Origin of the sequence: Alistipes sp. CAG:268, from assembly GCA_000434235.1 — a bacterium.
Classification (GTDB): domain Bacteria; phylum Bacteroidota; class Bacteroidia; order Bacteroidales; family Rikenellaceae; genus Alistipes; species Alistipes avistercoris.
In genome coordinates, this window is record FR891988.1 from 1 (window position 1) to 26,330 (window position 26,330).

A 26,330-nucleotide genomic window follows, 5' to 3' on the forward strand; every position below is an offset into this window, starting at 1 on the left:
CGGCTGGCCCATGAGGAGTGCTGGGTGATCTACCTCACGGCCTCGAACCGCATCATCGAGCGCCAGCGGGTGAGCCAGGGCGGGGTGACTGCCACGGTCGTCGATCACCGGCTGATCGTCAAGCGGGCCCTGGAACTGCTTGCCACCCAACTGATCCTCATCCACAACCACCCCTCGGGAGCCGCCGAGGCCAGTGCGCAGGACCGCCTGCTGACCGAGAAGGTCGCACGGGCCGCCGCCCTGTTCGACATCCGCCTGCTCGACCACCTGATCATCTCGCGCGAGGGCGATTTCTCGTTCCTTAGGGCCGGGTTGCTCCGATAAGTCCCGAATCCGGCTGTTCCGGACCTTCTCCTTTTGCCGGGCCTCTTTTTGCCGGGCTGAAATAAATTCGGACGCGAAGGCCCCGATTTCCTATTTATTTTGTATTTTTGTCGCTTGGAAAAATCAGTAAAATACCATAATACGATGACGCAGGAAGAACTTTTCAAGAAACTGGTCGCCCATTGCAAGGAGTACGGATTCGTGTTCCCTTCGAGCGAGATCTACGACGGTCTGGCCGCCGTCTATGACTACGGACAGAACGGCGTGGAGCTGAAAAACAACATCAAGCGCTACTGGTGGGACTCGATGGTCAAGTTGCACGAGAATATCGTGGGACTCGATGCCGCCATCTTCATGCACCCCAAGACGTGGGAGGCTTCGGGCCACGTGTCGGCCTTCAACGATCCGCTGATCGACAACCGCGATTCGAAGAAGCGCTACCGCGCCGACGTGCTGATCGAGGATTGGATCGCCAAGCAGGACGAGAAGGTCGAGAAGGAGATCGAGAAGGCCCGCAAGCGTTTCGGTGAGGCTTTCGACGAGGCCAAGTACCGCGAGACCTCGCCGCGTGTCGTGGAGGTGCTCGCCCGCCGCAACGCCGTGCATGAGCGCTTCACCGAGGCGATGAATGCCAACGACCTTGCCGGCCTGCGCCAGATCATCCTCGACTGTGAGATCGCCTGCCCGATCTCGGGCACGCGCAACTGGACCGAGGTGCGCCAGTTCAACCTGATGTTCTCGACGCAGATGGGCTCGACGGCCGAGGGTGCCTCGACGATTTACCTGCGTCCGGAGACCGCCCAGGGTATCTTCGTGAACTTCCTGAACGTGCAGAAGACCGGACGCATGAAGCTGCCGTTCGGTATCGCACAGATCGGCAAGGCTTTCCGCAACGAGATCGTGGCCCGTCAGTTCATCTTCCGCATGCGCGAGTTCGAGCAGATGGAGATGCAGTTCTTCGTGCGCCCGGGCACCGAGATGGAGTGGTGGAACCGTTGGAAGGAGACCCGCATGGCCTGGCATCGCGCCCTGGGCTTCGGCGACGACAACTACCGTTTCCACGACCACGAGAAGCTGGCCCACTACGCCAATGCCGCCACGGACATCGAGTACAACTTCCCGTTCGGCTTCAAGGAGGTCGAGGGCATCCACTCCCGCACGGACTTCGACCTGGGCAACCACCAGAAGTTCTCGGGCAAGAAGATCCAGTATTTCGATCCCGAGACGGGCGAGAGCTATGTGCCCTATGTGGTCGAGACCTCGATCGGCGTGGACCGCATGTTCCTGCAGGTCATGTCGGCCGCATACACCGAGGAGCAGCTCGAGGGCGGCGATTCGCGCGTTGTGCTGCGCCTGCCGGCAGCCCTGGCTCCCGTCAAGGTGGCCATCCTGCCGCTCGTGAAGAAGGACGGCATGCCCGAGGTGGCGCAGAAGATCGTCGATGAGCTGAAGTATGACTACAACGTGGTCTACGACGAGAAGGATTCGGTCGGCAAGCGCTACCGCCGTCAGGATGCCATCGGTACGCCCTTCTGCGTCACCGTCGATGGCCAGACGCTCGAGGACGGCACGGTGACGGTCCGCCACCGCGATTCGATGCAGCAGGAGCGCGTGAAGATCGAGGCGCTGCATGCCCTGGTCGATGACGAGTGCTCCTACCGCAAGCTCTTCCGCAAACTGAATCTGTAGCAGCGGATCCCGGTCGGCGCAGCAGCAAGATGGGACGCATCCTGGCTATAGACTACGGCACGAAACGCACGGGTATCGCCGTGAGCGATCCCCTGCGGCTCATCGCCGGGGGGCTTGAGACCGTCGCGACGAAGGAGCTCGAGCGTTGGCTCGAGGCCTACTTCGCCCGTGAGGAGGTCTCGACGATCGTTCTGGGGAAACCCTCCCGCATGGACGGCACGCCGTCCGACACGTGGCGGTTCATCGAGCCGCTGGCCGCGCGGCTCCGCAGGCGCTATCCCGACAAGCAGGTCGTCTTCCATGACGAACGCTTCACCTCGGTGCTGGCACACCGGGCGATGCTCGAGAGCGGCATCGGGCGCATGGCCCGCCGCGACAAGGCTTTGGTTGATAAAATTTCTGCAACGATCATTCTGCAGAGCTATATGGAGTTTGAAAAATGATTTATCCGATCGTAATATACGGTGACGAGGTGCTGCGCAAGCACTGTCACGAGATCGCCCCGGACTACCCGGGGCTCAAACCGCTCGTCGAGGACATGTTCCTCACGCTCGAGGAGGCCGAAGGGGTCGGTCTGGCCGCTCCGCAGATCGGCAAGGATATCCGCCTGTTCATCGTCGATTGCACGCCGTGGGCCGAGGACGACCCTTCGTGTGCGGACTACAAGCGGGCCTTCATCAATCCCGAGATCTACGCCTACTCCGACGAGAAGAAGACCTACAACGAGGGCTGCCTCTCCTTCCCGGGCATCCATGCCGACGTTCCCCGGTCACTGTCGATCCGCATGCGCTACATGGATACCGATTTCGTGGAGCACGACGAGGAGTTCACGGGCCTTAAGGCCTGGGTCATCCAGCACGAGTACGACCATATCGAAGGGGTGGTCTTCACCGACCGCATCGCTCCGCTGCGCCGTCAGCTGCTCAAGGGCAAGCTGCTCAACCTTGCCAAGGGCAAGTATCGTTGCGGCTACAAGACCCGCTGATGGATCGGGGGAGCGCCCGGCAGGACGCACGGTCTTTGGATTGCAGCCCGTCACACGATTGCATGTTGCCGTATTCGCAACCCGGCATGAAAAATCCCGAACCTCGAAAGGTCCGGGATTTTTTTGTTTGTCGGCTGTTGCGGGTCAGAATCGGTATGAGGCACCGATGCTGATCACTACGGGATTCTTGCGCCAGTCGTCGAACATGGGCTGCCACTTCAGACCGGCCGAGATGTCCCAGTCGCGGGCTACGGCGTAGTTGAATCCTCCACCGATGTTCAGACCTGCGGCCCACTCGCCGATATCGTTGGCCGTGACACCTACGGCGGGGTAGAGATCCCATTCGCCGGTGATGTGGAAGACATACTGCACGTCGCAGCTCATGTCGATCGAGCATCCGTTGTGGAGCAGGGCCATGAGTGAGGGCTCGATGCGCCAGTTGTCAGTGAAACTGTAGCGGGCAAATCCGCCGAGACCCACGATGCCGTCGCCGGCGTTGGTGTAGATGTTCATGCGGGGACCTACGGCCCAGCGTCCCGCATCCTGTGCCGATGCTGCCGTGAATGCGAACAGTGCGGCGATGGCCGAAAAGATGAACTTTTTCATTGTTTCTATTTTAGGTTTGACTCTTCCCGTTTTCCTGAATTGTCTTAAAACAAAGATATGAATTATTTCCCGTCCGGCCAAATAAAAAGGTTCGTACTCTTGTCCGATAACGGAAAACGGTCCGCGGCCATATATGGCTGCGGACCGTTTCGGTACAAATATCGGGCCGTTTCCTACTTCTCGTTGAGCGCTGCGTGGGCGGCGGCCAGGCGGGCGATGGGCACGCGGAAGGGCGAGCAGCTCACGTAGTTGAGACCTGCGTAGTGGCAGAACTCCACCGACGAGGGTTCGCCTCCGTGTTCGCCGCAGATACCGCACTTGAGCGTCGGGCGCGTACCGCGGCCCTTGAATACGGCCTCGCGGATCAGCTGACCCACGCCGTTGCGGTCGAGGATCTGGAACGGGTCGTTCTTCAGAATACCCTTCTCGAGGTAGATCGGGAGGAACTTGCCGATGTCGTCGCGCGAGAATCCGAGGGTCATCTGCGTCAAGTCGTTCGTACCGAACGAGAAGAACTCGGCGACCTCGGCGATCTGGTTGGCCGTCACGGCAGCACGCGGCACCTCGATCATCGTGCCGACCATGTAGTCGATCTTGTCGTTGCGCTCCGAGAAGACCTGCTCGGCGGTCGAGTCGATGATCTTCTTCTGGTAGCGCAGCTCCTTGTGGTTGCCCACCAGCGGCACCATGATCTCCACGTGTACGGGGATACCCGAAGCCTTGACGTTCATTGCGGCCTCGATGATGGCACGGGCCTGCATCTCGGTGATCTCCGGATAGGTGTTGCCCAGACGGCAGCCGCGGTGACCCAGCATGGGGTTGAACTCGGCCAGCGACTCGACCTTGGCGACGATCTTCTGCAGGGGTACGTTCATCTCCTCGGCCATCTCCTTCTGTCCCTTCTCGTCGTGGGGCACGAACTCGTGCAGAGGGGGATCGAGCAGGCGGACCGTCACGGGATATCCGTTCATGGCCTTGAACAGACCCTCGAAGTCGCCGCGCTGCATGGGCAGCAGCTTCGCGAGGGCCACGCGGCGTCCGGCCTCGTCGTCGGCGAGGATCATCTCGCGGATGGCCTTGATGCGGTCGCCCTCGAAGAACATGTGCTCCGTGCGGCAGAGGCCGATACCCTCGGCGCCGAACTCGAATGCCTGCTTGGCGTCCTTCGGCGTGTCGGCATTGGCGCGGACCTTCAGCACGGCATACTTGCCGGCCAGCTCCATGAGCTTGCCGAAGTCGCCGCTCAGGTCGGCGGCCTTCGTGGCCACCTGACCCAGGTACACCTCGCCGGTCGAACCGTTGAGCGAGATCCAGTCGCCCTCCTTGACGGTGAATCCGTTCACCTGGATCGTGCGGGCCTTGTAGTCGATCTCGAGCTCACCGGCGCCCGATACGCAGCACTTGCCCATGCCGCGGGCAACGACCGCAGCGTGCGAGGTCATACCGCCGCGTGCGGTGAGGATACCGGCCGCGTCGAGCATGCCCTTCAGGTCCTCGGGCGAGGTCTCGATGCGCACCAGGATGGCCTTCTGGCCCGTTGCGGCGAGCACCTTCTCGGCGTCCTCGGCGAAGAATACCACCGGACCCGTAGCGGCACCCGGCGATGCGGGCAGACCCTTCGTGATGACCTGTGCCGTAGCGATGGCCTTCTTGTCGAATACGGGGTGGAGCAGCTCGTCGAGCTTTGCGGGCTCGCAACGCAGTACGGCGGTCTTCTCGTCGATCAGACCCTCGCGGAGCATGTCCATGGCGATCTTGACCATGGCGGCGCCGGTACGCTTGCCGTTGCGGCACTGGAGCATCCAGAGCTTGCCGTCCTGGATCGTGAACTCGATGTCCTGCATGTCGGTGAAGTACTGCTCGAGGTGGTGCTGGATCTCGTTGAGCTCCTTGTATACCTCGGGCATCACCTCCTCGAGCGAGGGATACTTGGCCTTGCGCTCCTCCTCGGAGATGTTCTGGGCCTTGGCCCAGCGCTTCGAGCCCTCGATGGTGATCTGCTGCGGGGTGCGGATGCCGGCCACGACGTCCTCGCCCTGAGCGTTGATCAGGTATTCGCCGTTGAAGATGTTCTCACCCGTTGCGGCGTCGCGCGAGAAGGCCACGCCGGTTGCGGAGTTGTTGCCCATGTTGCCGAATACCATGGCCTGCACCGATACGGCGGTACCCCACTCGGCGGGGATGTTGTTGAGCTTGCGGTAGAGGATGGCGCGCTCGTTCATCCACGAGCCGAACACGGCGCAGATGGCGCCCCAGAGCTGATCCCACGGGTTGGTCGGAAAGTCCTCGCCGGTCTGCTTCTTCACGGCCTCCTTGAAGCTCTTGACCAGCTCCTTCAGGTCGTCGGTGGTCAGGTCGGTGTCGTTCTTCACACCGCGCTTGTGCTTCAGTGCGTCGATGATCTCCTCGAACGGGTCGTGATCCTCCTTCGATGCGGGCTTCATGCCGAGCACCACGTCTCCGTACATCTGCACGAAGCGGCGGTACGAGTCCCATGCGAAACGGGGGTTGCCCGTGCGCTTGGCCACGGCCTCGACGGCCTGGTCGTTCATACCGAGGTTGAGGATCGTATCCATCATGCCGGGCATCGAGGCGCGGGCGCCCGAACGTACCGATACGAGCAGCGGCATCTCCTTGTCGCCGAACTTCATGCCGGTGAGGCGCTCGATGTTCTGCATTGCGCGCTCCACCTCGGGGCGGAGCATCTCGATGACGGCCTGCTTGCCATGAGCATAGTACTCGGTGCAAACCTCCGTCGTGATGGTGAATCCCGGAGGTACGGGGATGCCGATGAGGTTCATCTCGGCGAGGTTGGCTCCCTTGCCACCGAGCAGTTCACGCATTTTGCCGTTTCCTTCGGCCTCTTTGTTGCCGAAGGTGTAGACACGTTTAACGTCTGCCATAGTTTTTTCGATTAAGGGTTATTTAAATTAAAAAATTGCAAAAAAACGTTTCCACCGGAGACGGCAAAAGCGTGGCGGCATCATTGCGCCGCCCGCACGTCAGTCTATTTCCGGTGAAGGGATTGCGAATATAACAAAACTTTTCGAAATCTCCAAAAAAATCTACCGTATGTATACGAATACGGGCAGCGAGGCTCCGTATCCGTCCCGATAGCGCTGCCGGTCGATGGTTCGGAGCGGGTCTCCCGTCGAAGGATCGACAAGCCACCGGCGGGCGTAGACATCGCCCCGTGAGGCCTCCAGCCGCGGATCCGCGAGTATGCGGTCGCGCATGACCCACCGTCCGCCGCTGCGCACCGTGCCGCGCCCGGCCTCTTCGGCGCGGGCCGTGGCGTCGTGCAGTCCCCAGCGGGCGGCGTCGCGCGGGGTGACGCTGCCGGCCACGAGGAGCCTGACCTGTGGCCGCTCCTCGTGCAATTCGCCGATGATCCAGGGCAGCATGCGCCGGTCGCGGACGAGCAGCAGCCCCACGGTATCCCGCCCGAGAGTCCCCTCGACGTAGAGGGTTCGGTCGCCCGGTTCGGTGCGGTGGGGGAAGAAGCGGTCGCCGTAGTAGAGCAGGGCGAAGTCGAGTCCGTCGAGAGAGTTGAGCGTGCGGTGCAGGTAGGAGTAGTCGCCCCGGCATGCGGCGGCCAGGTCGCGGACCACCCGTTCGTTCTCCACCCCGTAAAGGGCCACCAGAGGCAGGGCCATCGAGTCGATCACGGCGGCCGTGCGTCGGATCTTGCTGCGGTACCGTTCCGTGTCCCATTTCAGCCGTCCCTGCGGCGTGAAGTCCGCGTCGTCGTAGAAGGGCGAGGGGAGGGTGTCGTAGAGACGGTCCACGTCGTAGAAGGCAAAGCCCGTGCGGGGCCTCTGCGGCCGTTGTGCGGCGGCATGGGGTACGACGGCCGGCAGGGTGAGGGCCGCGAGGGCCGCGATGGCGGCAAGAAGGGTCCGGCGCGGCGTCATACGCAACATCAGAGCGGTTTTTCGGGCAGGAAATCGCGGGGTGAGCAGCCGAGGAACCGGGCGATCTCGTTGAGGTGGTTCAGGTTGTATTTGGCCCGGTGTCTGGGGCTCTCGACCTGACTGATGAAACCGTCGCTTACCCCGATTCCATATGCCAGTGTCGCCTGCGAGACACCCTGGGCCATACGCTCTTTGCGGACGGCTGCACTGACGTATTGATCGAAGGCGGATTTCATGCTGCTGTTATCTTTTTCTTATGTAAAACTAAAAAAGTTGCCGAACGAAAAACTTAGCTATAGCTTAAATTCGCTTATGCATGGATAGGCGCCCGGTTTTCCCGTCAGGCAAAAAACTCCCCGCGGAGCGTTTCCGCGGGGAGCTCTGTCGGGGAAGCGGAGGGCCTCTCCCGGAAGGGTTTTATTGTGCGGGTTTATTGTGCGGGCACGGTCTCGACCACGTCGATCTCCGTCACACTCCATTCGAAGAGGTCATTGGCACACTGGCTCTCCATTTGGCGGATCTGCGACAGGTCGGTCGTGTCGGCCAGCACGGCGTTGAAGAACTGCGAGACGGTGTTGTAGGCGGCATTGACCTTGCCGGCGAAGCACTGGTAGAAGGCTTTCTGCTGGTCTCGGGTCAGCCCGGCCGGCAGGATGCCCTGCGAGACGAGGTAGTTGTAGGGGTAGATGTGGCGCATGTTGTGTGCATCGGCGTTGAGTTCGTCCACGATGGCCGTGACAACGACCATTTCCACCGTGTCGTCCACACCCGGCATCTCGATGAAGGTCGTGTAGACGGGATACGCTCCCTCGAGATCGTTGGCCACGCCGTCCGCGAAGAGTACGAACTCGGCATCGGTCAGGTCGTCGAGGTAGACCATCTGTCGGTAGTCGCGGAGGGCTTCGCGCATGGCCTGGCGCTGTTCCTTGTTCCACTCGCGGCTTTGGGAGCACCCGAAGAACCCTGCGGCGAAGAGGGCCAGCAGGGGCAGACTGAGAAGCAATTTTTTCATGTCGTTGCGAATTGAATTGGTTTGCTTCCCCAAGAGCAATCCGTGTGCCAAAGTCCGCGGTCGGGGGTATGGCGCCCTGTGTGCGGAACCGTCTCGAAGGCGGGGCTTCGTTGCCGGGCTACTCGGCGATGACGCCCGAGCCGACCAGCTCGTCGCCGTCGTACCAGGCGGCGAACTGCCCCGGGGTGATGCCCCGCTGGGGTTCGTCGAAGAGGATCCAGGCGCCGCTGTCGCGCATGAAGAGCCGTGCCTCCTGCAGCGGCTGGCGGTAGCGGATGCGCACCCGGAACCGGCGGCTTTGGCCGGGGGCGAGGCGTTGCAGCGGATCGACCCAGTGGACCTCGCCGGGCAGGATGTGCAGGGCCGGGCGCCACAGTCCGGGATGGCTGTCGCCCTCACCGACGTAGACGACGTTCTGCACCGTGTCCGTCGCGAGGATGAAGAGCGACTCCTTGCGGCCTCCGATGCCGAGCCCCTTCCGCTGCCCGATGGTGTAGAAGTGGGCGCCGTTGTGCTCGCCGATCTTCTTGCCGTCGCGCACGGTGAAGTGCCACGGTTCGGCCAGCTCGGCCAGCCGTTCGTCCGTGGGCTCCACGCCCTTGGGCACGGGGGACGTGTCGCGCCGGAACTTGGGCCACGTGGCGAGGATCTCGTGGACGTTGCCGCGCTTCGAGGCGAGTTTTTGCTGGAGGAATACCGGCAGATCGACCTTCCCGACGAAGCAGATGCCTTGCGAGTCCTTGCGCTTGGCCGTGGCCAGCCCCTGTTCGGTGGCGATGCGCCGCACTTCGGGCTTGAGCAGTCCGCCCACGGGGAAGAGGGCGCGGCTCAGCTGCTCCTGCGAGAGCTGGCACAGGAAGTAGCTCTGGTCCTTGTTCGGGTCGCTTCCGGCCAGCAGGCGGTAGACGACGCTGCCGTCCGCCTGCACGGCCTCCTCCTTGCGGCAGTAGTGCCCCGTGGCGACATAGTCGGCCCCGAGCTTCAGCGCCTCGCGCAGGAAGACGTCGAACTTGATCTCGCGGTTGCACAGCACGTCGGGATTGGGCGTGCGGCCCCGTTCGTACTCGGCGAACATGTAATCGACCACCCGAGTGCGGTACTCCTTCGAGAGATCGACCGTGTGCAGCGGGATGTCGAGCCTCTTGGCCACCAGCTCGGCGAAGAGCCGGTCGTCGTGCCACGGGCAGTCGCCCTCGAGCGTCCCCGTGGTGTCGTGCCAGTTGATCATGAAAAGCCCGATGACCTCGTGCCCCTGCTCCTTGAGGAGCCATGCGGCGACCGACGAATCGACGCCGCCCGAAAGTCCGATTACTACACGTGCCATTTGTCCGTAGCTGTTGCGTTGTTTTCCTTTATTCGAGGTCCAGCAGACCCTCGGGCAGCACGAGATGGATCCGCCTCTCTTCGAAGTCGATGTGGGCGATGAACTCCTCGGCAGCCGGCACGAGCACCTGCCGCCCGCCGATCTCCCGTTCGAAGAGCGGGTTGGCCTCGCTGTCGTAGAAGTCGGTCAGCACCCCCTCGAAATGCTTGGGCTCGGAGTCGTGGCGCGTCTCGGTACCCTCCACGCGGAAGCCGATGAGGTCTTCGAGGTAGAATGCGTCGTCGTCCTCCTCCTCGTGCAGCTCGATGCGGAATTCGAGTCCGAGCAGCTCGCCGGCCCGCCGTTCGGTGTCGAAATCGGCAAATGTGGCCGTGGCGCCGGTGGCGCCGCGGCGTTCGAAGCGCTCGCAGTAGAGCGGTACGTCGAGCCCGTCGATCGAGACGAGCAGCGGGGTTTCGGTGTCGAACTCCTCCGGGAATGCGGGATAGAGCGAGAGCATCACACCTCCGTCGGTGCCGAAGAGGCGGTTGATTCTGCCTGCGGGAACAGTCATGGCGAAAAAGGTTGTTTCGGGGGATAAAAATACAAAAAAAACAGCAAATCGTCCGCAAGCGGGACGATCTGCTGTTTATCGGATCTCGATCCGGCCTTATTCGGCAGCGGGAGCCTCTGCGGCAGCCTCCTCGGTTGCGGCGGCAGCAGCCTCAGCGGCAGCTGCTTCGGCAGCCTCACGTGCGGCAGCCTCGGCTGCGGCCTTCTTCTCGGCGATGGCGGCAGCGCGCTCCTCATTGACCTTGGCCTCGGCGGCCAGACGGGCCTTCTCTGCCGACTTGGCATCGGCGGCCAGCTTGTTGGTCTTGGCCTCGATCTTGCCGGCCTTTGCCTCGAGCCACTTGTTGAAGCGGGCCTCGGCCTCAGCCTCGGTGAATGCGCCCTTGGCTACACCGCCCAGGAGGTGCTTCTTGTAGAGCACGCCCTTGTAGGAGAGGATGGCACGGCAGGTATCCGTGGGTTGTGCGCCTTTCTGTAACCAATCCAGTGCTTTCTCGAAGCACAGATCGATCGTAGCAGGATTCGTGTTGGGGTTGTAGGTGCCCAACTTCTCGATGAACTTACCATCACGTGGCGCTCTGCTATCTGCGGCAACGATGTGGTAGAAGGCGTAGCCCTTCTTGCCGTGACGTGCCAGACGAATTTTAACAGCCATTGTAGCTAAAATTTGTGTAGGTTAATAAAAAACGCTCACCCTTACGGGATTTGAAGCCCGCAAATGTAGGCAAAAAAATCGGGTCGGCCAAATAAACCGGCGAAAAAACGGACTCTGTCCTCTTTGCGGCCGTTTCTCGGGAGGTGTCGAGTGCTTTCGATGCGCCGCCGGGGCTGTTCGGGGAAAAATTCGTATCATTTCCCGCGCGGAGACAACGTCGTCACCGCGTAAAACGAACAGCTATGATTGTAGGTTATTTACGGGTTAGTACGGAGAGGCAGCATCCTGCCAACCAGCAGGATGAGATCCGGCGTTTTGCGAAGAACCGGAATTGGGAAGTGGATGTGTGGGTTACGGAGGTCGTGAGCGGCAAGACGCGCGAACGTGACCGCAAGCTGGGAACGCTGCTCCGGCGGATGAAACGGGGCGATACGTTGGTCGTGACCGAGATTTCGCGGTTGAGCCGGACGCTCACCGACATCATGTCGATCATGGGGCGGTGCCTGAAGAAACAGATCAACCTCTACACGACCAAGGAGGGATACACATTCGACAATACGATCAACAGCAAGGTGCTGTGTTTTGCGTTCGGACTGGTGGCCGAGATCGAGCGCAACCTGATATCGATGCGCACCAAGGAGGCTCTGGCGCGCCGCAAGGCCGAGGGGGTGGTGCTGGGGCGCCGCAAGGGGAGTTTCACGAAACTCAACGTGCTGGTCGAGAACCGCCTGGCAGTGATCCGCATGCTCGACGAGGACCGCTCGGTGGCGCAGATCTGCCGCCGCTACGACCTTTCGCGCGATACGTTTGACCGCTTCCGCCGGCAGTGTCCCTCGGTGCGTGAGGCCTTCGAGCGGAAGGAGGCGCGGCGTGCGGCCCGCTTTGCGGTGCGCAGCCTCTGACGGACCGTGTGGCCGGTATGACGAAAAAAGGGAGATGTCCGTCAGAGGACATCTCCCTTCCGTTTTGTCGTGATTCCGTTGGGATTCGAACCCAAGACCCACAGCTTAGAAGGCTGTTGCTCTATCCAACTGAGCTACGGAACCGACACATTGCGGCACCCGGGCGCACAATGCAGGTGCAAAAGTACGAAATTTCGGGTCTTCTGCAAACTTATTCCCCGATTTTCTGAGTTTTGTCCCGCGGAGGGGCTCCGGCTCCGTGCCGCGGGGGCAGGTGCGGAGCTGCCGCGGGGGGTTACCGCACGAACTCGGTTTCGAGGCGGGCGGTGTTTCCGCAGGCATCCGTCACGGTGAGGCGCACCGTGTGGCGGCCGTGCGAGGCAGGACGGTCGAATCGGTGCACGAGCGTGCCGCGCATCGGGAAACGGTCGCAGGGGACCCATTCGCCGTCGATCTCGAGCCTCCAGCCCGCAATCCCCGAGAAGTTGTCCCCGGCGTGGAACTGCAGCGACCGGGCGCGCGAGAGGTCGGCGCCCCGTTCGAAGCGGGCCCTGACGACGGGCGCCAGCGTGTCGGCCACAACCACCAGGTCGCCGGCCGTGCGGGTCGAGGCTGTTACCACGCCGTTCGTGCAGTGCCCGCCGGCGTATACCAGCGCGCCGCGGCGGTTGCGGAGGGCCAGCACCGTGCGCAGCTGCAGGGCCCGGGGTATGTCGGCATTCACCGAGACGGTGACGGCGCTCCGCAGCGGTGTCGAGGGGTCGAGGAAATGGTAGGCCGGCGAGAAGACCCGCACCCCTTTGGGGGCCGCCGGGGCCTGCCGGATCTCCGGCAGGGCGTGGATCGGTTCGTAGAGCGCGCCTTCCGGAACGGTCATCCGGGCGCTGTTGCCGATGCGCATCGTTGCGGTCCGGTCCGGCCGGAGGGCCGTACCCTGCGGGTCGGCTTCGGCGCGGAACTCGCCGTCGCGTCCCTCGATCTCGAACTCGAGAGCCGATATGTTGCCGCAGTCGTCTTCGGCCTCGATTCTTATCCGGTGCCTCTCTCCGGCGGCTGCGCGCACCAGACCCCGCTCCCGGAGAATCGGGTAGAAGAGCTCGGGCGAGCGGTCGAGCCGGGCCAGACGGATCGCCTCGTTGCGCGAGGCGACCTGCACGGGATAGCAGCTCACGGCGTCGCAGCACCGCGAGAGGTCGTGCGTGAATCCGTCCATGCGGTACTCGAAATAGGGCTCTCCGTCGATCGCCGCCTGGACGCGCCACACGCCGAACGTGTTCTGTACGTCGTTGCGGCGGTCCGAGACCTCGGCTACGAAGTAGCCCCTGCGGCCCACCTCGACGGCCTCGTCGCCCCGGGCCAGGCGGTAGCGCCCTTCGGCCTCGCGGACTACGGCATAGGTGTGGGGGCGGCTGCGCACGGGCGTCCCGTCGTCGAGCGTGTCGATCTCGACGTAGTGCAGGCGCATGATGCGCGGCGGGAGGTTGTCCTTGGGGCGGATCACCCCTTCGCGCACCAGGTTGTGGAGCCGCTGGGTTGGCGTGTCGCGCAGTTCGAAGTGGAGGTGGGGGCCCATCGACGAGCCGCTGTTGCCCGACCATCCGATCGTATCGCCCTGCGCGACGGGCCAGCGGCCGGCCTCGAACCAAAGGTCCACGCTGTTTGCGCGCCGTGCGTAGCGTTCGGAGCGGACGTGCTCCTCGATGTCGTCGCGGAAGTTGCGCAGGTGGCCGTATACGGCCGTCACGCCATTGTCGAGTGTCAGGTATACGGCCCGTCCGTACCCGCCGGGCTGGAGCACCACGCGGGAGACATGGCCGTCGGCCACGGCCACGAGCGCCTTGCCCTCGACTCCGTCGGTCTTGATGTCGATGCCGGCATGGAAATGTCCCGGCCGGAGCTCCCCGAAGTTGGCCGAATAGAGTCCCGGAACGTCCCGCACGGGGTAGATATAGTCGTCGGGATTGAGCCGCTGTCCCCGGGCCGCGGATGCGGTCAGGGCGGCGGCAAGCAGTGTCAGAATGGTTCGCATGGTTCGTTGTCTTCGATCATTGTCGAGACGGTCTCGATCACCGTCCCGTAGTCGTATCCGAGCGAAAGTCCGTACCGGATCAGTTTCGCTTTCAGTTCGCGGGGCGCGGCCTGCCGCACCGTGCGGGCCTTGCGCGCCAGCTGCGCCTGCAGCCGTTCGTGCATGCCTTCGCGGTCGAAGCCGGCCAGCTCCCGGTCGATCAGCGCGCGGTCGATTCCCTTGCGGGTCAGGGCCGCGCGGATCTTGTATTCGCCCCAACCGCTCAGCCGGAGCTTTTCGCGGACGAAAGCCGCCGCGTAGCGCCCGTCGTCGATGAAGCGGTCGCGGATCAGCCGCTCCACGATCCGCGAAGCCTCCTCCTCCCCGATGCCCCAGCCGCGCAACAGCCGTCGGGCGTCGCTTTCGCACTTCTCGGCGCGGGCACAGAGCCGCATCAGCGAGGCGAGCGCCTGCTCGGGGCTCTTCGTCCGCCGCTCCCCGGGCTTCTCCTCCTGCGGGGTCATTCGGGTCGTGCGGCGCATGTCATCCGGGCTTTGCCGTTGAGGTCCTCGTGCACCTCGATGCCGGTATACCCTTCGGCGCCGAGCATCCGCACGATCTCCTCCGCGGCGTGTTCGTAGATTTCGAAATAGAGCCTCCCGCCGGGGCGCAGCAGCTGCTGCCCGGCTCGGGCGATGGCGCGGTAGAATCGGATCCGGTCGTCGTCCGGGACGAAGAGGGCCAGTGCCGGCTCGTGGTCGCGGACATTGGTATGCATGGCGGCCCGGTCGCTTTCGGGAACGTAGGGCGGGTTGGAGACCAGCAGGTCGAACGGTCCGTCGAACGGTCCGTCGAACCGCTCCGCGAGGTCGTGCAGCGCATCGGCCCTGCGGAACGCCACCCGGGCACCGAGTGCTCGGGCATTCTCCCCGGCTACGGCGAGGGCCTCTTCGGAGATGTCCGCGGCCCATACCTCCGCATCGCGAAGTTCGAGGGCCAGCGTGATGGCCAGGCATCCGCTGCCGGTCCCGATGTCCAGCAGCCGCGGCGCCCGGCCCCGTTCGCGGCGCACGACGAGCGCCGCCAGCTCCTCGGTCTCGGGCCGGGGGATCAGCACCCCCTTCCGGACGGCGAAACGGCGTCCGAAGAACTCGCTCTCGCCGAGGACGTATTGCAGCGGCTCGCCCGCAGCCAGCCGTTCGGCAGCCTGCTCCAGCTCCGGGGCGTCGATCTCCGCCTCGGGGTCGGCCAGCAGGGCCGGCAGGGTGATCCCCGCGTAGAAGGCTGCGGCCTGACGCGCGATGCTGCGCGCCTCGCACGGGTCGTAGAGCCCCGTGAGCCGTTCGGCGAGCATGCCGACCGCCTTGCGCCGCGTCAGCATCGGCACCGGCATTTGAGGTCGGCCAGTGCGATGGCGCAGGCGGCTTCGACGACCACCGCGCCGCGCAGGGCGACGCATGCGTCGTGGCGGCCGCGGATGCGCAGCGGCTCGACGCTGTCCGTTTCGAGGTTGTAGGTCATCTGTTCGCGGGCGATGCTGGGCGTGGGTTTCACGGCGACACGCACGACGATCGGATTGCCGTTGGCAATGCCGCCGTTGATGCCGCCGGCGTGGTTCGTGGCGGTGGTCCCCGCAATGTCGAGGATCGGGTCGTTGTTCTCCGACCCGCGCATGCGGCTTCCGGCGAATCCGCTCCCGAACTCCACCCCCTTGACGGCCGGGATCGAGAAGAGCAGGTGGGCGATCATGCTCTCCACCGAGTCGAAGAAGGGCTCGCCCAGACCCGGCATGATCCCTTCGATGCAGCATTCGACCACGCCGCCCACCGAGTCGCCCTCGGCTGCGGCCGCGCGGACGACCTCCTCGAAGCGGGCCGGGTCGCTGCATCCGCCCACCTCGACCAGCCGGGTCGTGAAGCAGACGCGCTCCGGCAGCATCTTCTTGGCGACGACGCCTGCGGCTACGAGCGCCACGGTCAGGCGGGCCGAGAAGTGCCCTCCGCCGCGCGGGTCGTTGAATCCTCCGAACTTGCGGTGGGCGATCAGGTCGGCGTGCGACGGGCGGAAGTGTGTCTCCAGTCCGGCGTAGTCCTGCGGGCGGGTGTCGTTGTTGGTAAAGACGATCGTGAGCGGAGCCCCGGTCGTGCAGCCTTCGTAGAGCCCCGATACGATCTGCGGGCGGTCCTCCTCGTGGCGCGGGGTCGTGCCCGGGGCGCCGCTCCGGCGGCATGCGAGGTCGGCCTCGAAGTCGGCCTCCGAAAGTTCGATGCTTTGCGGGACGCCGTCGATCGTGATGCCGATCTGCGGCCCGTGCGACTCGCCCCAGATGGCGAGCCGGAAATGTTGTCCGAATTGGTTCATCCGTTCGAATATTTTGGGGTGTGCGGCACCTTGCCGTCCTTATCGGCGGATCTGTGCCAGGTCCTCGAAGAATCCCGGGTAGCTCTTGGCTACGCACTCGGCTCCCTCGATCTCCACGGGCCCGTCGGCGCGCAGGGCGGCGGCCGCGAGCGACATGGCCATGCGGTGGTCTCCGTGGCTGCAGACGCGAGCCGCATGGATGCGGCCTCCGCGGATGCGCATCGTGTCCTCCTCCGAGAGGTCCACCTCGATGCCCAGTTTGCCGTACTCCTCGCGGATCGCCTCGGCGCGGTTGCTCTCCTTGTGTATGAGGCGCGAGGTGCCGCGGAGCAGGCTCACCCCCTCGGCTGCCGCGGCCAGCGCCGCGAGTGCGGGGAAGAGGTCGGGGCATTGTGTGGCGTCGAACTCGAAGGCGCGCAGCGGACGCTGTGCGGCCGTCACGGCGTCGGGCTCGCTGATCACGGCGGCTCCCGCCCGGACGAGGGCGCGGCAGACGGCCGTGTCGGCCTGCTTCGAGAGCGGCGAGATGTTGCGCACGGTCACTTCTCCGGCAGTGGCACCCAGCACGAGCAGCATGGCGGCGGCGCTCCAGTCCCCCTCGATCGGGAGGTCGATCGCCCGGTAGCGCTGTCCTCCGGGGATGTAGAACTCCGTGTAGTCGCGGTGTACGATCTCGATGCCGAAGCGTTCGGCCGTGTCGATCGTCATATCTAAATAAGGTGTCGAGACGGCCCTGTGCACCCGGAGTGTGGTGTCCTGACGGGCCAGCGGCAGGGAGAGCAGCAGTCCCGTGATGAATTGCGAGGAGACCGACCCGTCCACCTCCGTCTCTCCGCCGCGGATCGGGCCGCAGACCCGGAAGGGGAGGTATCCGCCGTTGTCGCTCACCTCGACACCCAGCCGTCGCAGGGGCTCGGTCATCATCCCCATCGGGCGGCGGAGCAGCGTGCCGCGCCCCTCGATCGTGATCGGGGTGCCGCAGAGCGAGGCCACGGGGGTGAAGAGCCGTGTGGCCAGCCCCGATTCGCCGACCGTGAGCCGGTCGCCGCGCGGGTTGAGCCCGCCGCAGATCCGCAGCACGTCCTCTCCCTCGCGGCGCACTTCGGCGCCGAGTGTTTCGATGCAGTGCATGGCCGAGCGGGTGTCGTCGCAGAATTCGATGTTGCGCAGCACGGTTTCGCCCTCCGCGAGAAGCGCGGCGGCCAGGGCGCGCTGTGCGTAGCTTTTCGAGCAGGGTGGCGTCAGCGTGCCTTCGACGCGGCCCGGCCGGACGGTCCTATCCATTTTGCTGTCCGTCCTTTTCGGCCGCGGCTTCGTCGCGGCCCGTCTCCCCGCTGCCCGTCGGGGCGGTTTCGCCCTCGCGGGCCTCCCGCTGGAGCTCCTCGCCCTTGCGGTTCTTCATCTCCTGGGTCAGCTGGTGGCTCTTCTTGAGCTCGAAGTGCTGCCCGAGGTAGACCTTGCGGACCATCGGGTCGGCAGCCAGCTCCTCGGCCGTGCCGGTCTTGAGGATCTTGCCTTCGTAGAGCAGGTAGGTGCGGTCGGTGATGGCCAGCGTCTCATCGACGTTGTGGTCGGTGATGATGACGCCGATGTTCTTGTGCTTGAGTGTGGCGACGATCGACTGGATGTCCTCCACGGCGATCGGGTCCACGCCGGCGAACGGCTCGTCGAGCAGGATGAAGGCCGGGTTGATCGCCACGGCGCGCGCGATCTCGGTACGGCGCCGCTCGCCGCCCGAGAGCTGGATGCCCAGGCTCTTGCGCACCTTCTGCAGGCGGAACTCCTCGATGAGGGCCTCGACGCGCTCCTGCTGGTACTCCTTCGAGTAGGAGGTCATTTCGAGCACGGCGCGGATGTTGTCCTCGACTGACAGGCGGCGGAAGACCGAGGCCTCCTGCGCCAGGTAGCCCACGCCGAGCTGCGCCCGGCGGTAGACGGGCAGTTCGGTGAGCTCCGAGACCTGCTTCTGGTCGTTCTCGAGGAAGATCTTCCCGGCGTTGGGTTTGATCAGCCCGACGATCATGTAGAAGGTCGTGGTTTTCCCGGCTCCGTTCGGACCCAGCAGACCGACGATTTCGCCCTGATTCACATCGATTGACACGTGGTTCACGACGGTGCGGGCCTTGTATTTTTTGACGAGTTCGCTCGTGTACAGACGCATTGCGTTTCTTTCAAATAATTTTCGACAAAGTTATGTTTTTTTCCGAAAAGTTTTTTATCTTTACATTGAATTTTGTGAAGTAGTAGAGCAAAAACGGAGAGATGAAACAATACGATTCGGCCCTGTTGCACGACAAGCTGAAGGAGTACTTCGGCTTTTCTTCGTTCAAAGGGAATCAGGAGGCGGTGATCCGCAACGTACTGGAGGGTAAGGATACGTTCGTGCTGATGCCTACGGGCGGCGGCAAGTCGTTGTGCTACCAGTTGCCTGCGCTGCTCATGGACGGGGTCGCGATCATCATCTCGCCGCTGATCGCCCTGATGAAGAATCAGGTCGATGCCATGCGTACCTTCTCGGCCGAGTCGGGCATCGCCCACTTCCTCAATTCGTCGCTCAACAAGACGGCCGTGGCGCAGGTACGCTCGGATGTCATGGAGGGCAAGACCAAGCTGCTCTATTTCGCGCCCGAGTCGCTCACCAAGGAGGACAACGTGGCCTTCCTGCGCAAGATCAAGATCTCGTTCTATGCCATCGACGAGGCCCACTGCATCTCGGAGTGGGGCCACGATTTCCGTCCGGAGTACCGCCGCATCCGCCCGATCATCAACGAGATCGGGCAGGCGCCGCTGATCGCCCTGACGGCCACCGCGACGCCCAAGGTGCAGATGGACATCCAGAAGAACCTGGGCATGGCCGACGTGGCGGTCTTCAAGTCGTCGTTCAACCGGCCGAACCTCTACTACGAGATTCGTCCCAAGCACGACGTCGATCGCGAGATCATCCGCTTCATCAAGCAGAACGAGGGCAAGAGCGGCATCATCTACTGCCTGAGCCGCAAGAAGGTCGAGGAGCTCACCGAACTGCTGGTGGCCAACGGCATTCGGGCGCGGGCCTACCACGCCGGTATGGATGCCGCGACGCGTGCGGCCAACCAGGACGACTTCCTCATGGAACGCGTCGAGGTGATCGTCGCCACGATCGCCTTCGGTATGGGCATCGACAAGCCCGACGTGCGCTATGTGATCCACTACGACATCCCGAAGTCGCTCGAAGGATACTACCAGGAGACGGGACGTGCCGGCCGCGACGGCGGCGAGGGGCACTGCATCGCCTTCTACAGCTACAAGGATATCCAGAAACTCGAGAAGTTCATGCAGGGCAAGCCGGTGGCCGAGCAGGAGATCGGCAAACTGCTGCTGCTCGAGACGGTCTCCTATGCCGAGAGTTCGATGTGCCGGCGCAAGACGCTGCTGCACTATTTCGGCGAGGAGTATACGGAGGACAACTGCGGCAACTGCGACAACTGCCGCAATCCGAAGCCGAAGGTCGATGCGCGCCAGGCGCTGAAGATGGCGCTCGAGGCGCTGCGCGACATCGGTGACAAGTTCAAGGCCGACTACCTGATCAACGTGCTCGTGGGCAAGAACACGGCGCTGATCAAGAGCTACGGACACAACAAGTCGAAGTGGTTCGGCGCGGGTGCCGACCACGATGCCCGCTTCTGGGGTGCCGTGCTGCGGCAGGCGCTCATCATGGGGCTTGTGGACAAGAACATCGAGAACTACGGACTGATCTCGATCAACAAGAAGGGCGAGGACTACGTCACGATGCCATTCCCGGTCACCGTGACGCTCGACCACGACTACGACGAGGAGGAGAAGGAGGCCGAGGCCGTCACTCCGATGGGCAAGGGCGGCGCGGCCGACGAGGAGCTCTTCGCGATGCTCAAGGACCTGCGCAAGAAGGTGGCCAAGCAGCACGGGCTGCCGCCGTTCGTTGTCTTCCAGGACCCCTCGCTCGAGGACATGGCCGTGCAGTACCCGATCACGCTCGAGGAGATGCAGAACATCACGGGCGTAGGCGTGGGCAAGGCGCGGAAGTTCGGCGAGGAGTTCATCAAGCTCATCAAGGCCTATGTCGAGGAGAAGGAGATCATCCGGCCGCAGGACATGGTGGTCAAGTCGGTGGGCAACAAGTCGGGCAACAAGATCTTCATCATCCAGTCGATCGACCGCAAGATGGATTTCGAGGACATCGCCCGGGCGAAGGACCTCGACTTCGACGAACTGCTCACCGAGATCGAGGGCATCGTCAATTCGGGTACGAAACTCGACATCTCCTACTATCTGAAGGAGTTCATGGACGAGGACAAGATCGAGGACATCTACCTCTACTTCAAGGAGGACGCCGAGAGCGACTCGCTCGATGCGGCCATCGAGGAGCTCGGTGCCGACTACACCGAGGAGGAGATCCGTCTGGTCCGCATCAAGTTCATCTGCGAGCAGGGCAACTGACCGCCGCCGTCCCGGCCTTTGCCGGGATGTCCGGGCGCTTGTCGCTCCCGAGGTCCGGGGCTTGTGCGGAAGGCCGTTTTTTCGGGGATACCCTCAAACCTAAATAATACGTGCCTATGAACAAAAAGACCTTTACGCTTGCTTTGCTCTTTCTGTGTGTAACGCTCGTTTGGCTGGGTGTCAATCTCTATTGGGACTATGTCGGACGGGTGGATGTGTACAATACCTTCATCGCGCTGCTGTTCGTCGTTTTCGCTGCAGCCATGGTCTGGAACGAATACCACAAGAAGCGCCGCCGGCACCTCGATGAAGTGAACCGGAACCAGATTCCATAAAAACGAAGAGACTATGAAATTCAATCTGATGCAGATCGTGCGCCTGGTGCTGATGGTGCTGGCCATCGCGGGTATTATCTATGCCGTCGAGTATGTGCCGCGGGGAATCGCCGTGTGGTTCTGGGTGGCGTTGCTCGGTATCGGTTTCGTCGGCCTGCTCTATACGTTCCGCCTTACGCAGCGACGCCTGCGCCGCGAGGCGCGTGACGAGGAGCAGCGAGCCAGGCGCCGCTCGCGCCGTTCGAAAAGACGTTGAGCGCGGCCGCACCGCCGGCCGGCCCGGTCCTGCTCCGGAATGCCCCTGACGTGCATCGCGTGCTGCCGGAAACGGCGGCCTGCCGCGCCGTCCCGTCGGACGGAAGTCCTGCCGCCCATGCCGGACGTCGCCCGGTCGGGCGGAAATCCGATCTGTTGTGAAGTCGATCCGCCGGATGTGTGTCCGGCGGATTTTTTTCGTATCTTTGCCGCGTATGACGGAAGTTAGAGCCAAAAAAGCCTTGGGCCAGCATTTCCTGGTCGATCTGAATATTGCCCGCAAGATCTGCGATTCGCTCTCGGGCGGTCCCGTGCTGCTGCCGGCAGGGGAGCCCTCCGCACAGGCCGCCGGCCCGGCCGCGGAGGAGGATGCCGCCGCACGGCGCTGCGACGTGCTTGAGGTGGGATGCGGCATGGGGGTACTGACGCAGTTCCTGCTGCGGCGCGAAGACATCTTGACGTGGGGCGCCGAGATCGACTCGGAGAGCGTCGCCTACCTCCACGCTCACTACCCGGAGTTCACGCCGCGGCTCATCGAGGGCGATTTCCTGCGCCTGGACCTGCGCTCGCTCTTCCCGCACGGGCTCCGCATCATCGGCAACTTCCCCTACAACATCTCTTCGCAGATCTTCTTCAAGGTGCTGGAGAACCGCGACCTGGTGCCCGAGTGCGTCGGCATGATCCAGCGGGAGGTCGCCGTGCGTCTTGCCGAGCCTCCCGGATCGAAGGAGTACGGCATTCTTTCGGTGCTGCTGCAGGCGTGGTATGACATCGAGTATCTCTTCACGGTCAATGAGACGGTCTTCAACCCGCCTCCGAAGGTCAAGAGCGCCGTCATCCGCCTGCGCCGCAACGCCACGCAGCACCTCGGCTGCGACGAGGCGTTGTTCATCCGTGTGGTGAAGGCTTCGTTCGGCCAGCGCCGCAAGATGATCCGCAATTCGCTCAAGTCGGCCTTCGGCGACTTCGGCGGGGCCGAGCACCCCTTCTTTACGCGGCGTGCCGAGCAACTCTCGGTCGCCGATTTCGTGGAGCTGACCTGCTGGGTGGACGAACACCGCGGCTGATCCGCCGTGTGCGCGGCCGCCCCTCTCTTTCCGTCTCTTCCCTTCGCGCCCGGGAACCTCAGATCCCGGGATTCTCGGCTCCGGCCACGACCGTCACCAACTCTTCGCCGCTCAGGTATTTGTGGGCCAGACGCCTCACGTCGTCCGGCGTCGTGTTCCGTATCCGTCGGATATTCTCGGCGATGATCCCGTTGTCGGTGCCGCAGAGGATGTTCTCGATTGTCACGTCGGCAATCCCGAACGGCCCGTCGAGGATGCGCATCATCTCGCCCGTCATCATGTTCTTCACCAGTTCGAGTTCCTCCCCGGGCATCGGCTCCGTGCGCAGCCGCTCGATCTCGGCGCGGATCTCGCGCAGGGCGTCGCGTGCCACGTCGGTCCCGACCTGCGTGGCCACGGCGAAGTACCCCGCCCGTTCGAAATTGACCATCGCGGCCACCACACCGTAGGTGTATCCGTTGCGTTCGCGGAGATTCTGCATCAGGCGCGACCCGAAGTATCCGCCGAGTGCCGTGGCCACAACCTGCATGCCGACAAAGTCGGGGTGCTGGCGCGGGAAGAGCAGCCGCCCGATGCGGATCGACGACTGTACGGCTCCGGGATGGCTGACGAATGCCGTGCGGGTGGTCACCGGCTCCGGGAAGCATCCCTCCGCCCGCTGCCCGCCCCGGGGAATGCGCCCGGCCAGCGCCGCAACGGCCTGCAGTTCCCTGTCGCCGATGCGCCCGCTGCAGACGACGAAACAGTTCTCGGCCGTGTAGCAGCGGCGGTAGAACTCCGCGACGTCCGCGCGTGTCAGCCGGTCGTAGGCCGCCTCGTCCGACGAGATGCCGTAGGGATGCTGCGGCCCGAACATCGCCCGGGCGAACGCCTCGCGGGCCTCGATATCGACCTTCGTGCGGTCGATGGCCAGCCGCTGTTTGCGCTTGGCGGCATAGGTGCGCAGCTCCTCCTCGGGAAAGGTCGGGCGGAGCAGCAGCTCTTCGGCCACGGCGAGCGTCTCGGCGAAGAATTTCGAGAGGGTGGCGAAATTGATGTAGGCGTAGTCGCGGTCGATATTGACGTCGTACCACGAGCCGTGGTAGTCGAGCTGTTCGGCGATCTCTGCCGCGGTCATCGCCTCCGACCCTTCGGCAAGGAGGTTGGCTGCCGCCGAGGCCGAGAAGGGGACCTGCTGCACGGAGGATCCGGCACGGAAGACGAACGAGATGCGCAGCACCTCGAACTCGTCGGCCGGGAGCGTGTAGAGCGCCACACCGTTCGGCAGCACCGTCCGCGTGGCCTGTTGTACCTCGATTTCCGAGGGGGTGATCTGTGGTTGTCGTGTCATTTCCGGGCTTTGTAAATGAGTGTGGACGCGTTCTCCTCGCGGAAAACGCGCTGGCTGAACGAGCGGATGCGCTCCGCATCGACGTCGCGGTAGCGTTCCACTTCGGCATTGATGAGCCGCAGGTCGCCGAGCATCTCGTAGTAGCCGAGGTTCATCGCCTTGTTCATCACGTTCAACTCGCCGAAGAGCGTGTTGGCCTCGAACTTGTTCTTCACCTTCTCGATCTCGTAGGGCGAGGGGGTACCGTTCTGCAGGGTGCGGATCTCCCCGCGGAAAGCCTCCTCGGCCTCCTCGGGCGTGACGCCCGGGAGCAGCTGCCCGGTGAAGACGAAGAGCCCCGGATCGACGTCGCCCGTGATGTAGGCATTGACGCTCGACAGCAGACGGCGCTCCTTGACCAGGTGGCGGTAGAGCCGCCCCGAGTCGCCCCCGGCCAGCAGGTCCGACACCAGGTCGGCCGTGTAGAAGTCGGGTTCGGTGCGGGCGCACATGTGGCAGGCCACCGTCACGGTCGTTGCCGGCACGTCGCGTTCGACCTCCTCGCGCCGCGCGGCGGTCTGCGCGGGCTCCTGCGGGACGGGTGCGGCGGTGTGCGGCGTATCCGCCAGCGGTTCGAACCACTTGGCGGCCAGGTCGAACATCCGCTCCTCGTCGAGGTCGGCCGAGATCGAGAGGATGGCGTTCGAGGGGTGGTAGTGCGTGCGGTAGAACGCCTCCACGTCGTCGAGCGAAGCGCCCTCGATGTGGCCGGTCTCCAGTCCGATGGCTGCCCAGCGGTAGGGGTGCACCTTGTAGGCCAGTGCCCGGAGCAGCATCGTCTGGTCGCCGTAGGGCTGGTTGAGGTAGCGCTGCCGGAACTCCTCGACCACCACACGTTTCTCCGTGTCGAGTTTTTCGGGTGTGATCTCCAGCCCCTCCATGCGGTCGCTCTCGAGCCAGAGGGCCGTCTCGATATTGTCCTTCGGCAGGGTGATGTAGAAATCCGTGTAGTCGTTGTTCGTGAAGGCGTTGTTGTCGCCCGAGGCCATCTGTACGGGCAGGTCGAAATTCGGGACCTCGCGCGTCCCGCGGAACATCAGGTGTTCGAACAGGTGTGCGAACCCCGTGCGGGAGGGGTTCTCGTTGCGCGCCCCGACCTTGTAGAGCAGGTTCACGGCGGCCAGTTTCGACGTCCGGTCGCGATTGACGACGACCGTCAGTCCGTTTGCGAGCGTTTGTTTGCGGTATGCGATCATGGGGCAAAGTTAGGAAAAAATGTGTGGATACGGATCGGACGCCCGTGCCGTGCCGCACATTTTCCCCGCATCGGTGCCAACGGCGTGCCGAAGTGCGTCGGAAGCTCCGCGGGCTGCCGCGGATTGCCCCAGACCCTTATTTTCAACTCGTTGATCCTGCGTGTGTTTGCTGTTATCCGAATAACAGACTGAGTGTTATTCGGATAACACCGAAAAGTGACCCTTCGGCCGATTATTTGCCGGAAAATGGGGCTGTTTTTTGCTGCGAAATTTTTATCTTTGCAGCGCCGTCCCGTGCGGACGACAGTCGCAATGACTCGGAAACACACGAAATATTACCTAAAATTCAAAACAATGGCAGAAAAGAAATTCATCACTTGTGATGGTAACTATGCAGCGGCTCACGTGGCTTACATGTTCTCGGAGGTCGCCGCGATCTATCCCATCACGCCGTCATCGACGATGGCCGAACTCGTGGACGAGTGGGCGGCGCAGGGGCGCAAGAACATCTTCGGCGAAACGGTGAAGGTTGTCGAGATGCAGTCCGAGGCCGGAGCGGCGGGTGCCGTTCACGGATCGCTGCAGAGCGGCGCACTCACCTCGACGTTCACCGCGTCGCAGGGTCTGCTGCTGATGATTCCGAATATGTACAAGATCTCGGGTGAGCTGCTCCCGGGCGTCTTCCACGTTTCGGCCCGTGCCCTGGCTGCACAGTCGCTGTCGATCTTCGGCGACCACCAGGACGTCATGGCCACCCGCCAGACGGGCTTCGCCATGCTGGCCACGTCGTCCGTACAGGAGGTAATGGACCTCGCGGGTGTCGCACACCTGGTGGCCCTGAAGGCCCGCGTGCCGTTCCTGCACTTCTTCGACGGTTTCCGCACCTCGCACGAGATCCAGAAGATCGAGCTCATCGACGAGGCTTCGCTCACGTCGCTGCTCGACCGCGACGCCCTGAAGGCCTTCCGCGCCCGTGCCCTGAACCCCGAGCACCCCGTGACGCGCGGTACGGCCCAGAACCCCGACATCTACTTCCAGACGCGTGAGGCTGCCAACAAGTTCTACAATGCCGTTCCCGACATGGTGGCCGATACGATGCGCGAGATCTCGAAGATCACCGGCCGCGAGTACAAACCCTTCGTCTACTACGGCGATCCCGAGGCCGAGGAGATCCTCATCGCCATGGGCTCCGTTACGGAGACCATCAAGGAGACGATCGACTACCTGCGTAAGCAGGGCCGCAAGGTGGGTCTGGTGACCGTGCACCTCTACCGTCCCTTCTCGGAGAAGTACTTCTTCGACGTGCTGCCGAAGAGCGTCA

At 63.4% G+C, this 26,330-nt stretch carries 25 protein-coding genes, 1 tRNA gene and 1 pseudogene; 10 read left to right on the forward strand and 17 right to left on the reverse strand.

Annotation, left to right across the window (positions count from 1 at the left end; genetic code table 11):
• The 4 genes from QZL63_RS03995 to def all read left to right on the forward strand — a co-directional run.
• Positions 1–324, forward strand: a 324-nt coding sequence (locus tag QZL63_RS03995; RefSeq protein ID WP_290585963.1) for a JAB domain-containing protein, incomplete at its 5' end; no start/stop codon positions are given.
• Between the two features lie 144 nt (positions 325–468).
• The gene (locus QZL63_RS04000; protein ID WP_022308041.1) at positions 469–2,013 is read left to right on the forward strand and encodes a glycine--tRNA ligase; all 1,545 of its coding nucleotides are present in this window, start codon (positions 469–471) and stop codon (positions 2,011–2,013) included.
• A 29-nt stretch (positions 2,014–2,042) separates the two neighbouring features.
• Positions 2,043–2,456 carry a Holliday junction resolvase RuvX gene (gene ruvX, locus QZL63_RS04005; RefSeq protein WP_022308042.1) on the forward strand — a complete coding sequence of 138 codons (414 nt, stop codon included), beginning with the start codon at positions 2,043–2,045 and terminating at the stop codon, positions 2,454–2,456.
• Entirely contained in the window at positions 2,453–2,998 is a 546-nt protein-coding gene (gene def / locus QZL63_RS04010; RefSeq protein ID WP_022308043.1) for a peptide deformylase, read from the forward strand. The genes ruvX and def overlap by 4 nt, the downstream gene beginning before the upstream one ends.
• Before the next feature lie 144 nt (positions 2,999–3,142).
• Here def and QZL63_RS04015 read toward each other — a convergent pair whose 3' ends face one another.
• The 8 genes from QZL63_RS04015 to QZL63_RS04050 all read right to left on the reverse strand — a co-directional run bounded on the left by QZL63_RS04015 (position 3,143) and on the right by QZL63_RS04050 (position 11,061).
• Positions 3,143–3,604 carry an outer membrane beta-barrel protein gene (locus tag QZL63_RS04015; protein ID WP_022308044.1) on the reverse strand — a complete coding sequence of 154 codons (462 nt, stop codon included), beginning with the start codon at positions 3,602–3,604 and terminating at the stop codon, positions 3,143–3,145.
• Positions 3,605–3,777: 173 nt separating this feature from the next.
• Entirely contained in the window at positions 3,778–6,507 is a 2,730-nt protein-coding gene (gene ppdK / locus QZL63_RS04020; RefSeq protein WP_022308046.1) for a pyruvate, phosphate dikinase, read from the reverse strand.
• 162 nt (positions 6,508–6,669) lie between these two features.
• Positions 6,670–7,527, reverse strand: a complete 858-nt coding sequence (locus QZL63_RS04025) for an endonuclease/exonuclease/phosphatase family protein (protein ID WP_022308047.1) — start codon at positions 7,525–7,527, stop codon at positions 6,670–6,672.
• A complete protein-coding gene (locus QZL63_RS04030) occupies positions 7,527–7,754 on the reverse strand; it encodes a helix-turn-helix domain-containing protein (RefSeq protein ID WP_022308048.1) in 228 nt (75 codons plus the stop codon). The genes QZL63_RS04025 and QZL63_RS04030 overlap by 1 nt, the downstream gene beginning before the upstream one ends.
• Positions 7,755–7,948: 194 nt before the next feature.
• Positions 7,949–8,530 (reverse strand): hypothetical protein, encoded by a 582-nt coding sequence (locus tag QZL63_RS04035; protein WP_022308049.1) that lies wholly within the window; start codon positions 8,528–8,530, stop codon positions 7,949–7,951.
• Between the two features lie 118 nt (positions 8,531–8,648).
• Complete coding sequence (mnmA, locus tag QZL63_RS04040; protein WP_022308050.1) at positions 8,649–9,854, reverse strand: tRNA 2-thiouridine(34) synthase MnmA; 1,206 nt, start codon at positions 9,852–9,854, stop codon at positions 8,649–8,651.
• Positions 9,855–9,882: 28 nt separating this feature from the next.
• Positions 9,883–10,407 (reverse strand): ribosome maturation factor RimM, encoded by a 525-nt coding sequence (locus tag QZL63_RS04045; RefSeq protein ID WP_022308051.1) that lies wholly within the window; start codon positions 10,405–10,407, stop codon positions 9,883–9,885.
• A gap of 96 nt (positions 10,408–10,503) precedes the next feature.
• Positions 10,504–11,061, reverse strand: coding sequence for a 30S ribosomal protein S16 (locus QZL63_RS04050; RefSeq protein ID WP_022308052.1), 558 nt, complete (start codon positions 11,059–11,061; stop codon positions 10,504–10,506).
• A 242-nt stretch (positions 11,062–11,303) separates the two neighbouring features.
• Between QZL63_RS04050 and QZL63_RS04055 the strand changes: the two genes are divergently transcribed.
• Complete coding sequence (locus tag QZL63_RS04055; RefSeq protein WP_022308053.1) at positions 11,304–11,963, forward strand: recombinase family protein; 660 nt, start codon at positions 11,304–11,306, stop codon at positions 11,961–11,963.
• A gap of 70 nt (positions 11,964–12,033) precedes the next feature.
• On the opposite strand, the gene QZL63_RS04060 is transcribed toward QZL63_RS04055, so the two are convergent.
• The 7 genes from QZL63_RS04060 to lptB all read right to left on the reverse strand — a co-directional run bounded on the left by QZL63_RS04060 (position 12,034) and on the right by lptB (position 18,493).
• A tRNA-Arg gene (locus tag QZL63_RS04060) sits at positions 12,034–12,107 on the reverse strand.
• Between the two features lie 151 nt (positions 12,108–12,258).
• Positions 12,259–13,992: a M23 family metallopeptidase gene (locus QZL63_RS04065; protein WP_022308054.1), complete on the reverse strand. Its 1,734-nt coding sequence runs from the start codon at positions 13,990–13,992 to the stop codon at positions 12,259–12,261.
• Positions 13,977–14,495, reverse strand: coding sequence for a regulatory protein RecX (locus QZL63_RS04070; RefSeq protein ID WP_290585972.1), 519 nt, complete (start codon positions 14,493–14,495; stop codon positions 13,977–13,979). Before QZL63_RS04070 ends, QZL63_RS04065 begins: the two co-directional genes overlap by 16 nt.
• The gene (prmC, locus tag QZL63_RS04075) at positions 14,492–15,352 is read right to left on the reverse strand and encodes a peptide chain release factor N(5)-glutamine methyltransferase (protein ID WP_022308056.1); all 861 of its coding nucleotides are present in this window, start codon (positions 15,350–15,352) and stop codon (positions 14,492–14,494) included. The genes QZL63_RS04070 and prmC overlap by 4 nt, the downstream gene beginning before the upstream one ends.
• Positions 15,346–16,332 (reverse strand): chorismate synthase, encoded by a 987-nt coding sequence (locus QZL63_RS04080; protein ID WP_022308057.1) that lies wholly within the window; start codon positions 16,330–16,332, stop codon positions 15,346–15,348. The genes prmC and QZL63_RS04080 overlap by 7 nt, the downstream gene beginning before the upstream one ends.
• A 39-nt stretch (positions 16,333–16,371) precedes the next feature.
• On the reverse strand, positions 16,372–17,616 hold the full coding sequence (aroA, locus tag QZL63_RS04085; RefSeq protein WP_022308058.1) for a 3-phosphoshikimate 1-carboxyvinyltransferase: 1,245 nt from the start codon (positions 17,614–17,616) through the stop codon (positions 16,372–16,374).
• Positions 17,609–18,493 (reverse strand): LPS export ABC transporter ATP-binding protein, encoded by an 885-nt coding sequence (gene lptB, locus QZL63_RS04090; RefSeq protein ID WP_022308059.1) that lies wholly within the window; start codon positions 18,491–18,493, stop codon positions 17,609–17,611. Before lptB ends, aroA begins: the two co-directional genes overlap by 8 nt.
• Positions 18,494–18,594: 101 nt before the next feature.
• Here lptB and recQ point away from each other — a divergent pair, with 101 nt between their 5' ends.
• The 4 genes from recQ (at position 18,595) to rsmA (ending at position 22,444) form a co-directional block, all read left to right on the forward strand.
• Positions 18,595–20,787: a DNA helicase RecQ gene (recQ, locus tag QZL63_RS04095; RefSeq protein WP_022308060.1), complete on the forward strand. Its 2,193-nt coding sequence runs from the start codon at positions 18,595–18,597 to the stop codon at positions 20,785–20,787.
• A 116-nt stretch (positions 20,788–20,903) separates the two neighbouring features.
• Positions 20,904–21,122: a hypothetical protein gene (locus QZL63_RS04100; protein ID WP_022308061.1), complete on the forward strand. Its 219-nt coding sequence runs from the start codon at positions 20,904–20,906 to the stop codon at positions 21,120–21,122.
• A 13-nt stretch (positions 21,123–21,135) separates the two neighbouring features.
• A complete protein-coding gene (locus QZL63_RS04105; protein ID WP_022308062.1) occupies positions 21,136–21,378 on the forward strand; it encodes a hypothetical protein in 243 nt (80 codons plus the stop codon).
• A gap of 214 nt (positions 21,379–21,592) precedes the next feature.
• Positions 21,593–22,444, forward strand: coding sequence for a 16S rRNA (adenine(1518)-N(6)/adenine(1519)-N(6))-dimethyltransferase RsmA (gene rsmA / locus QZL63_RS04110; RefSeq protein ID WP_290585966.1), 852 nt, complete (start codon positions 21,593–21,595; stop codon positions 22,442–22,444).
• A 58-nt stretch (positions 22,445–22,502) separates the two neighbouring features.
• Here the strand turns inward: rsmA and QZL63_RS04115 are convergent, their stop codons facing one another.
• Together QZL63_RS04115 and QZL63_RS04120 are read right to left on the reverse strand one after the other, a co-directional pair.
• Positions 22,503–23,774 carry a M16 family metallopeptidase gene (locus QZL63_RS04115; protein WP_022308064.1) on the reverse strand — a complete coding sequence of 424 codons (1,272 nt, stop codon included), beginning with the start codon at positions 23,772–23,774 and terminating at the stop codon, positions 22,503–22,505.
• Positions 23,771–25,009, reverse strand: coding sequence for a M16 family metallopeptidase (locus QZL63_RS04120; RefSeq protein ID WP_022308065.1), 1,239 nt, complete (start codon positions 25,007–25,009; stop codon positions 23,771–23,773). Before QZL63_RS04120 ends, QZL63_RS04115 begins: the two co-directional genes overlap by 4 nt.
• Positions 25,010–25,363: 354 nt before the next feature.
• Between QZL63_RS04120 and QZL63_RS04125 the strand changes: the two are divergent.
• Positions 25,364–26,330 (forward strand): annotated as a pseudogene (locus tag QZL63_RS04125) (pyruvate:ferredoxin (flavodoxin) oxidoreductase); the annotation flags it as partial.

Coding starts and splice junctions, on each gene's coding strand:
- QZL63_RS04000 (WP_022308041.1), top strand. CDS start 469: ATGACGCAGGAAGAACTTTTCAAGAAACTGGTCGCCCATTGCAAGGAG.
- ruvX (WP_022308042.1), top strand. CDS start 2,043: ATGGGACGCATCCTGGCTATAGACTACGGCACGAAACGCACGGGTATC.
- def (WP_022308043.1), top strand. CDS start 2,453: ATGATTTATCCGATCGTAATATACGGTGACGAGGTGCTGCGCAAGCAC.
- QZL63_RS04015 (WP_022308044.1), bottom strand. CDS start 3,604: ATGAAAAAGTTCATCTTTTCGGCCATCGCCGCACTGTTCGCATTCACG.
- ppdK (WP_022308046.1), bottom strand. CDS start 6,507: ATGGCAGACGTTAAACGTGTCTACACCTTCGGCAACAAAGAGGCCGAA.
- QZL63_RS04025 (WP_022308047.1), bottom strand. CDS start 7,527: ATGTTGCGTATGACGCCGCGCCGGACCCTTCTTGCCGCCATCGCGGCC.
- QZL63_RS04030 (WP_022308048.1), bottom strand. CDS start 7,754: ATGAAATCCGCCTTCGATCAATACGTCAGTGCAGCCGTCCGCAAAGAG.
- QZL63_RS04035 (WP_022308049.1), bottom strand. CDS start 8,530: ATGAAAAAATTGCTTCTCAGTCTGCCCCTGCTGGCCCTCTTCGCCGCA.
- mnmA (WP_022308050.1), bottom strand. CDS start 9,854: ATGGCACGTGTAGTAATCGGACTTTCGGGCGGCGTCGATTCGTCGGTC.
- QZL63_RS04045 (WP_022308051.1), bottom strand. CDS start 10,407: ATGACTGTTCCCGCAGGCAGAATCAACCGCCTCTTCGGCACCGACGGA.
- QZL63_RS04050 (WP_022308052.1), bottom strand. CDS start 11,061: ATGGCTGTTAAAATTCGTCTGGCACGTCACGGCAAGAAGGGCTACGCC.
- QZL63_RS04055 (WP_022308053.1), top strand. CDS start 11,304: ATGATTGTAGGTTATTTACGGGTTAGTACGGAGAGGCAGCATCCTGCC.
- QZL63_RS04065 (WP_022308054.1), bottom strand. CDS start 13,992: ATGCGAACCATTCTGACACTGCTTGCCGCCGCCCTGACCGCATCCGCG.
- QZL63_RS04070 (WP_290585972.1), bottom strand. CDS start 14,495: ATGACCCCGCAGGAGGAGAAGCCCGGGGAGCGGCGGACGAAGAGCCCC.
- prmC (WP_022308056.1), bottom strand. CDS start 15,352: ATGCTGACGCGGCGCAAGGCGGTCGGCATGCTCGCCGAACGGCTCACG.
- QZL63_RS04080 (WP_022308057.1), bottom strand. CDS start 16,332: ATGAACCAATTCGGACAACATTTCCGGCTCGCCATCTGGGGCGAGTCG.
- aroA (WP_022308058.1), bottom strand. CDS start 17,616: ATGGATAGGACCGTCCGGCCGGGCCGCGTCGAAGGCACGCTGACGCCA.
- lptB (WP_022308059.1), bottom strand. CDS start 18,493: ATGCGTCTGTACACGAGCGAACTCGTCAAAAAATACAAGGCCCGCACC.
- recQ (WP_022308060.1), top strand. CDS start 18,595: ATGAAACAATACGATTCGGCCCTGTTGCACGACAAGCTGAAGGAGTAC.
- QZL63_RS04100 (WP_022308061.1), top strand. CDS start 20,904: ATGAACAAAAAGACCTTTACGCTTGCTTTGCTCTTTCTGTGTGTAACG.
- QZL63_RS04105 (WP_022308062.1), top strand. CDS start 21,136: ATGAAATTCAATCTGATGCAGATCGTGCGCCTGGTGCTGATGGTGCTG.
- rsmA (WP_290585966.1), top strand. CDS start 21,593: ATGACGGAAGTTAGAGCCAAAAAAGCCTTGGGCCAGCATTTCCTGGTC.
- QZL63_RS04115 (WP_022308064.1), bottom strand. CDS start 23,774: ATGACACGACAACCACAGATCACCCCCTCGGAAATCGAGGTACAACAG.
- QZL63_RS04120 (WP_022308065.1), bottom strand. CDS start 25,009: ATGATCGCATACCGCAAACAAACGCTCGCAAACGGACTGACGGTCGTC.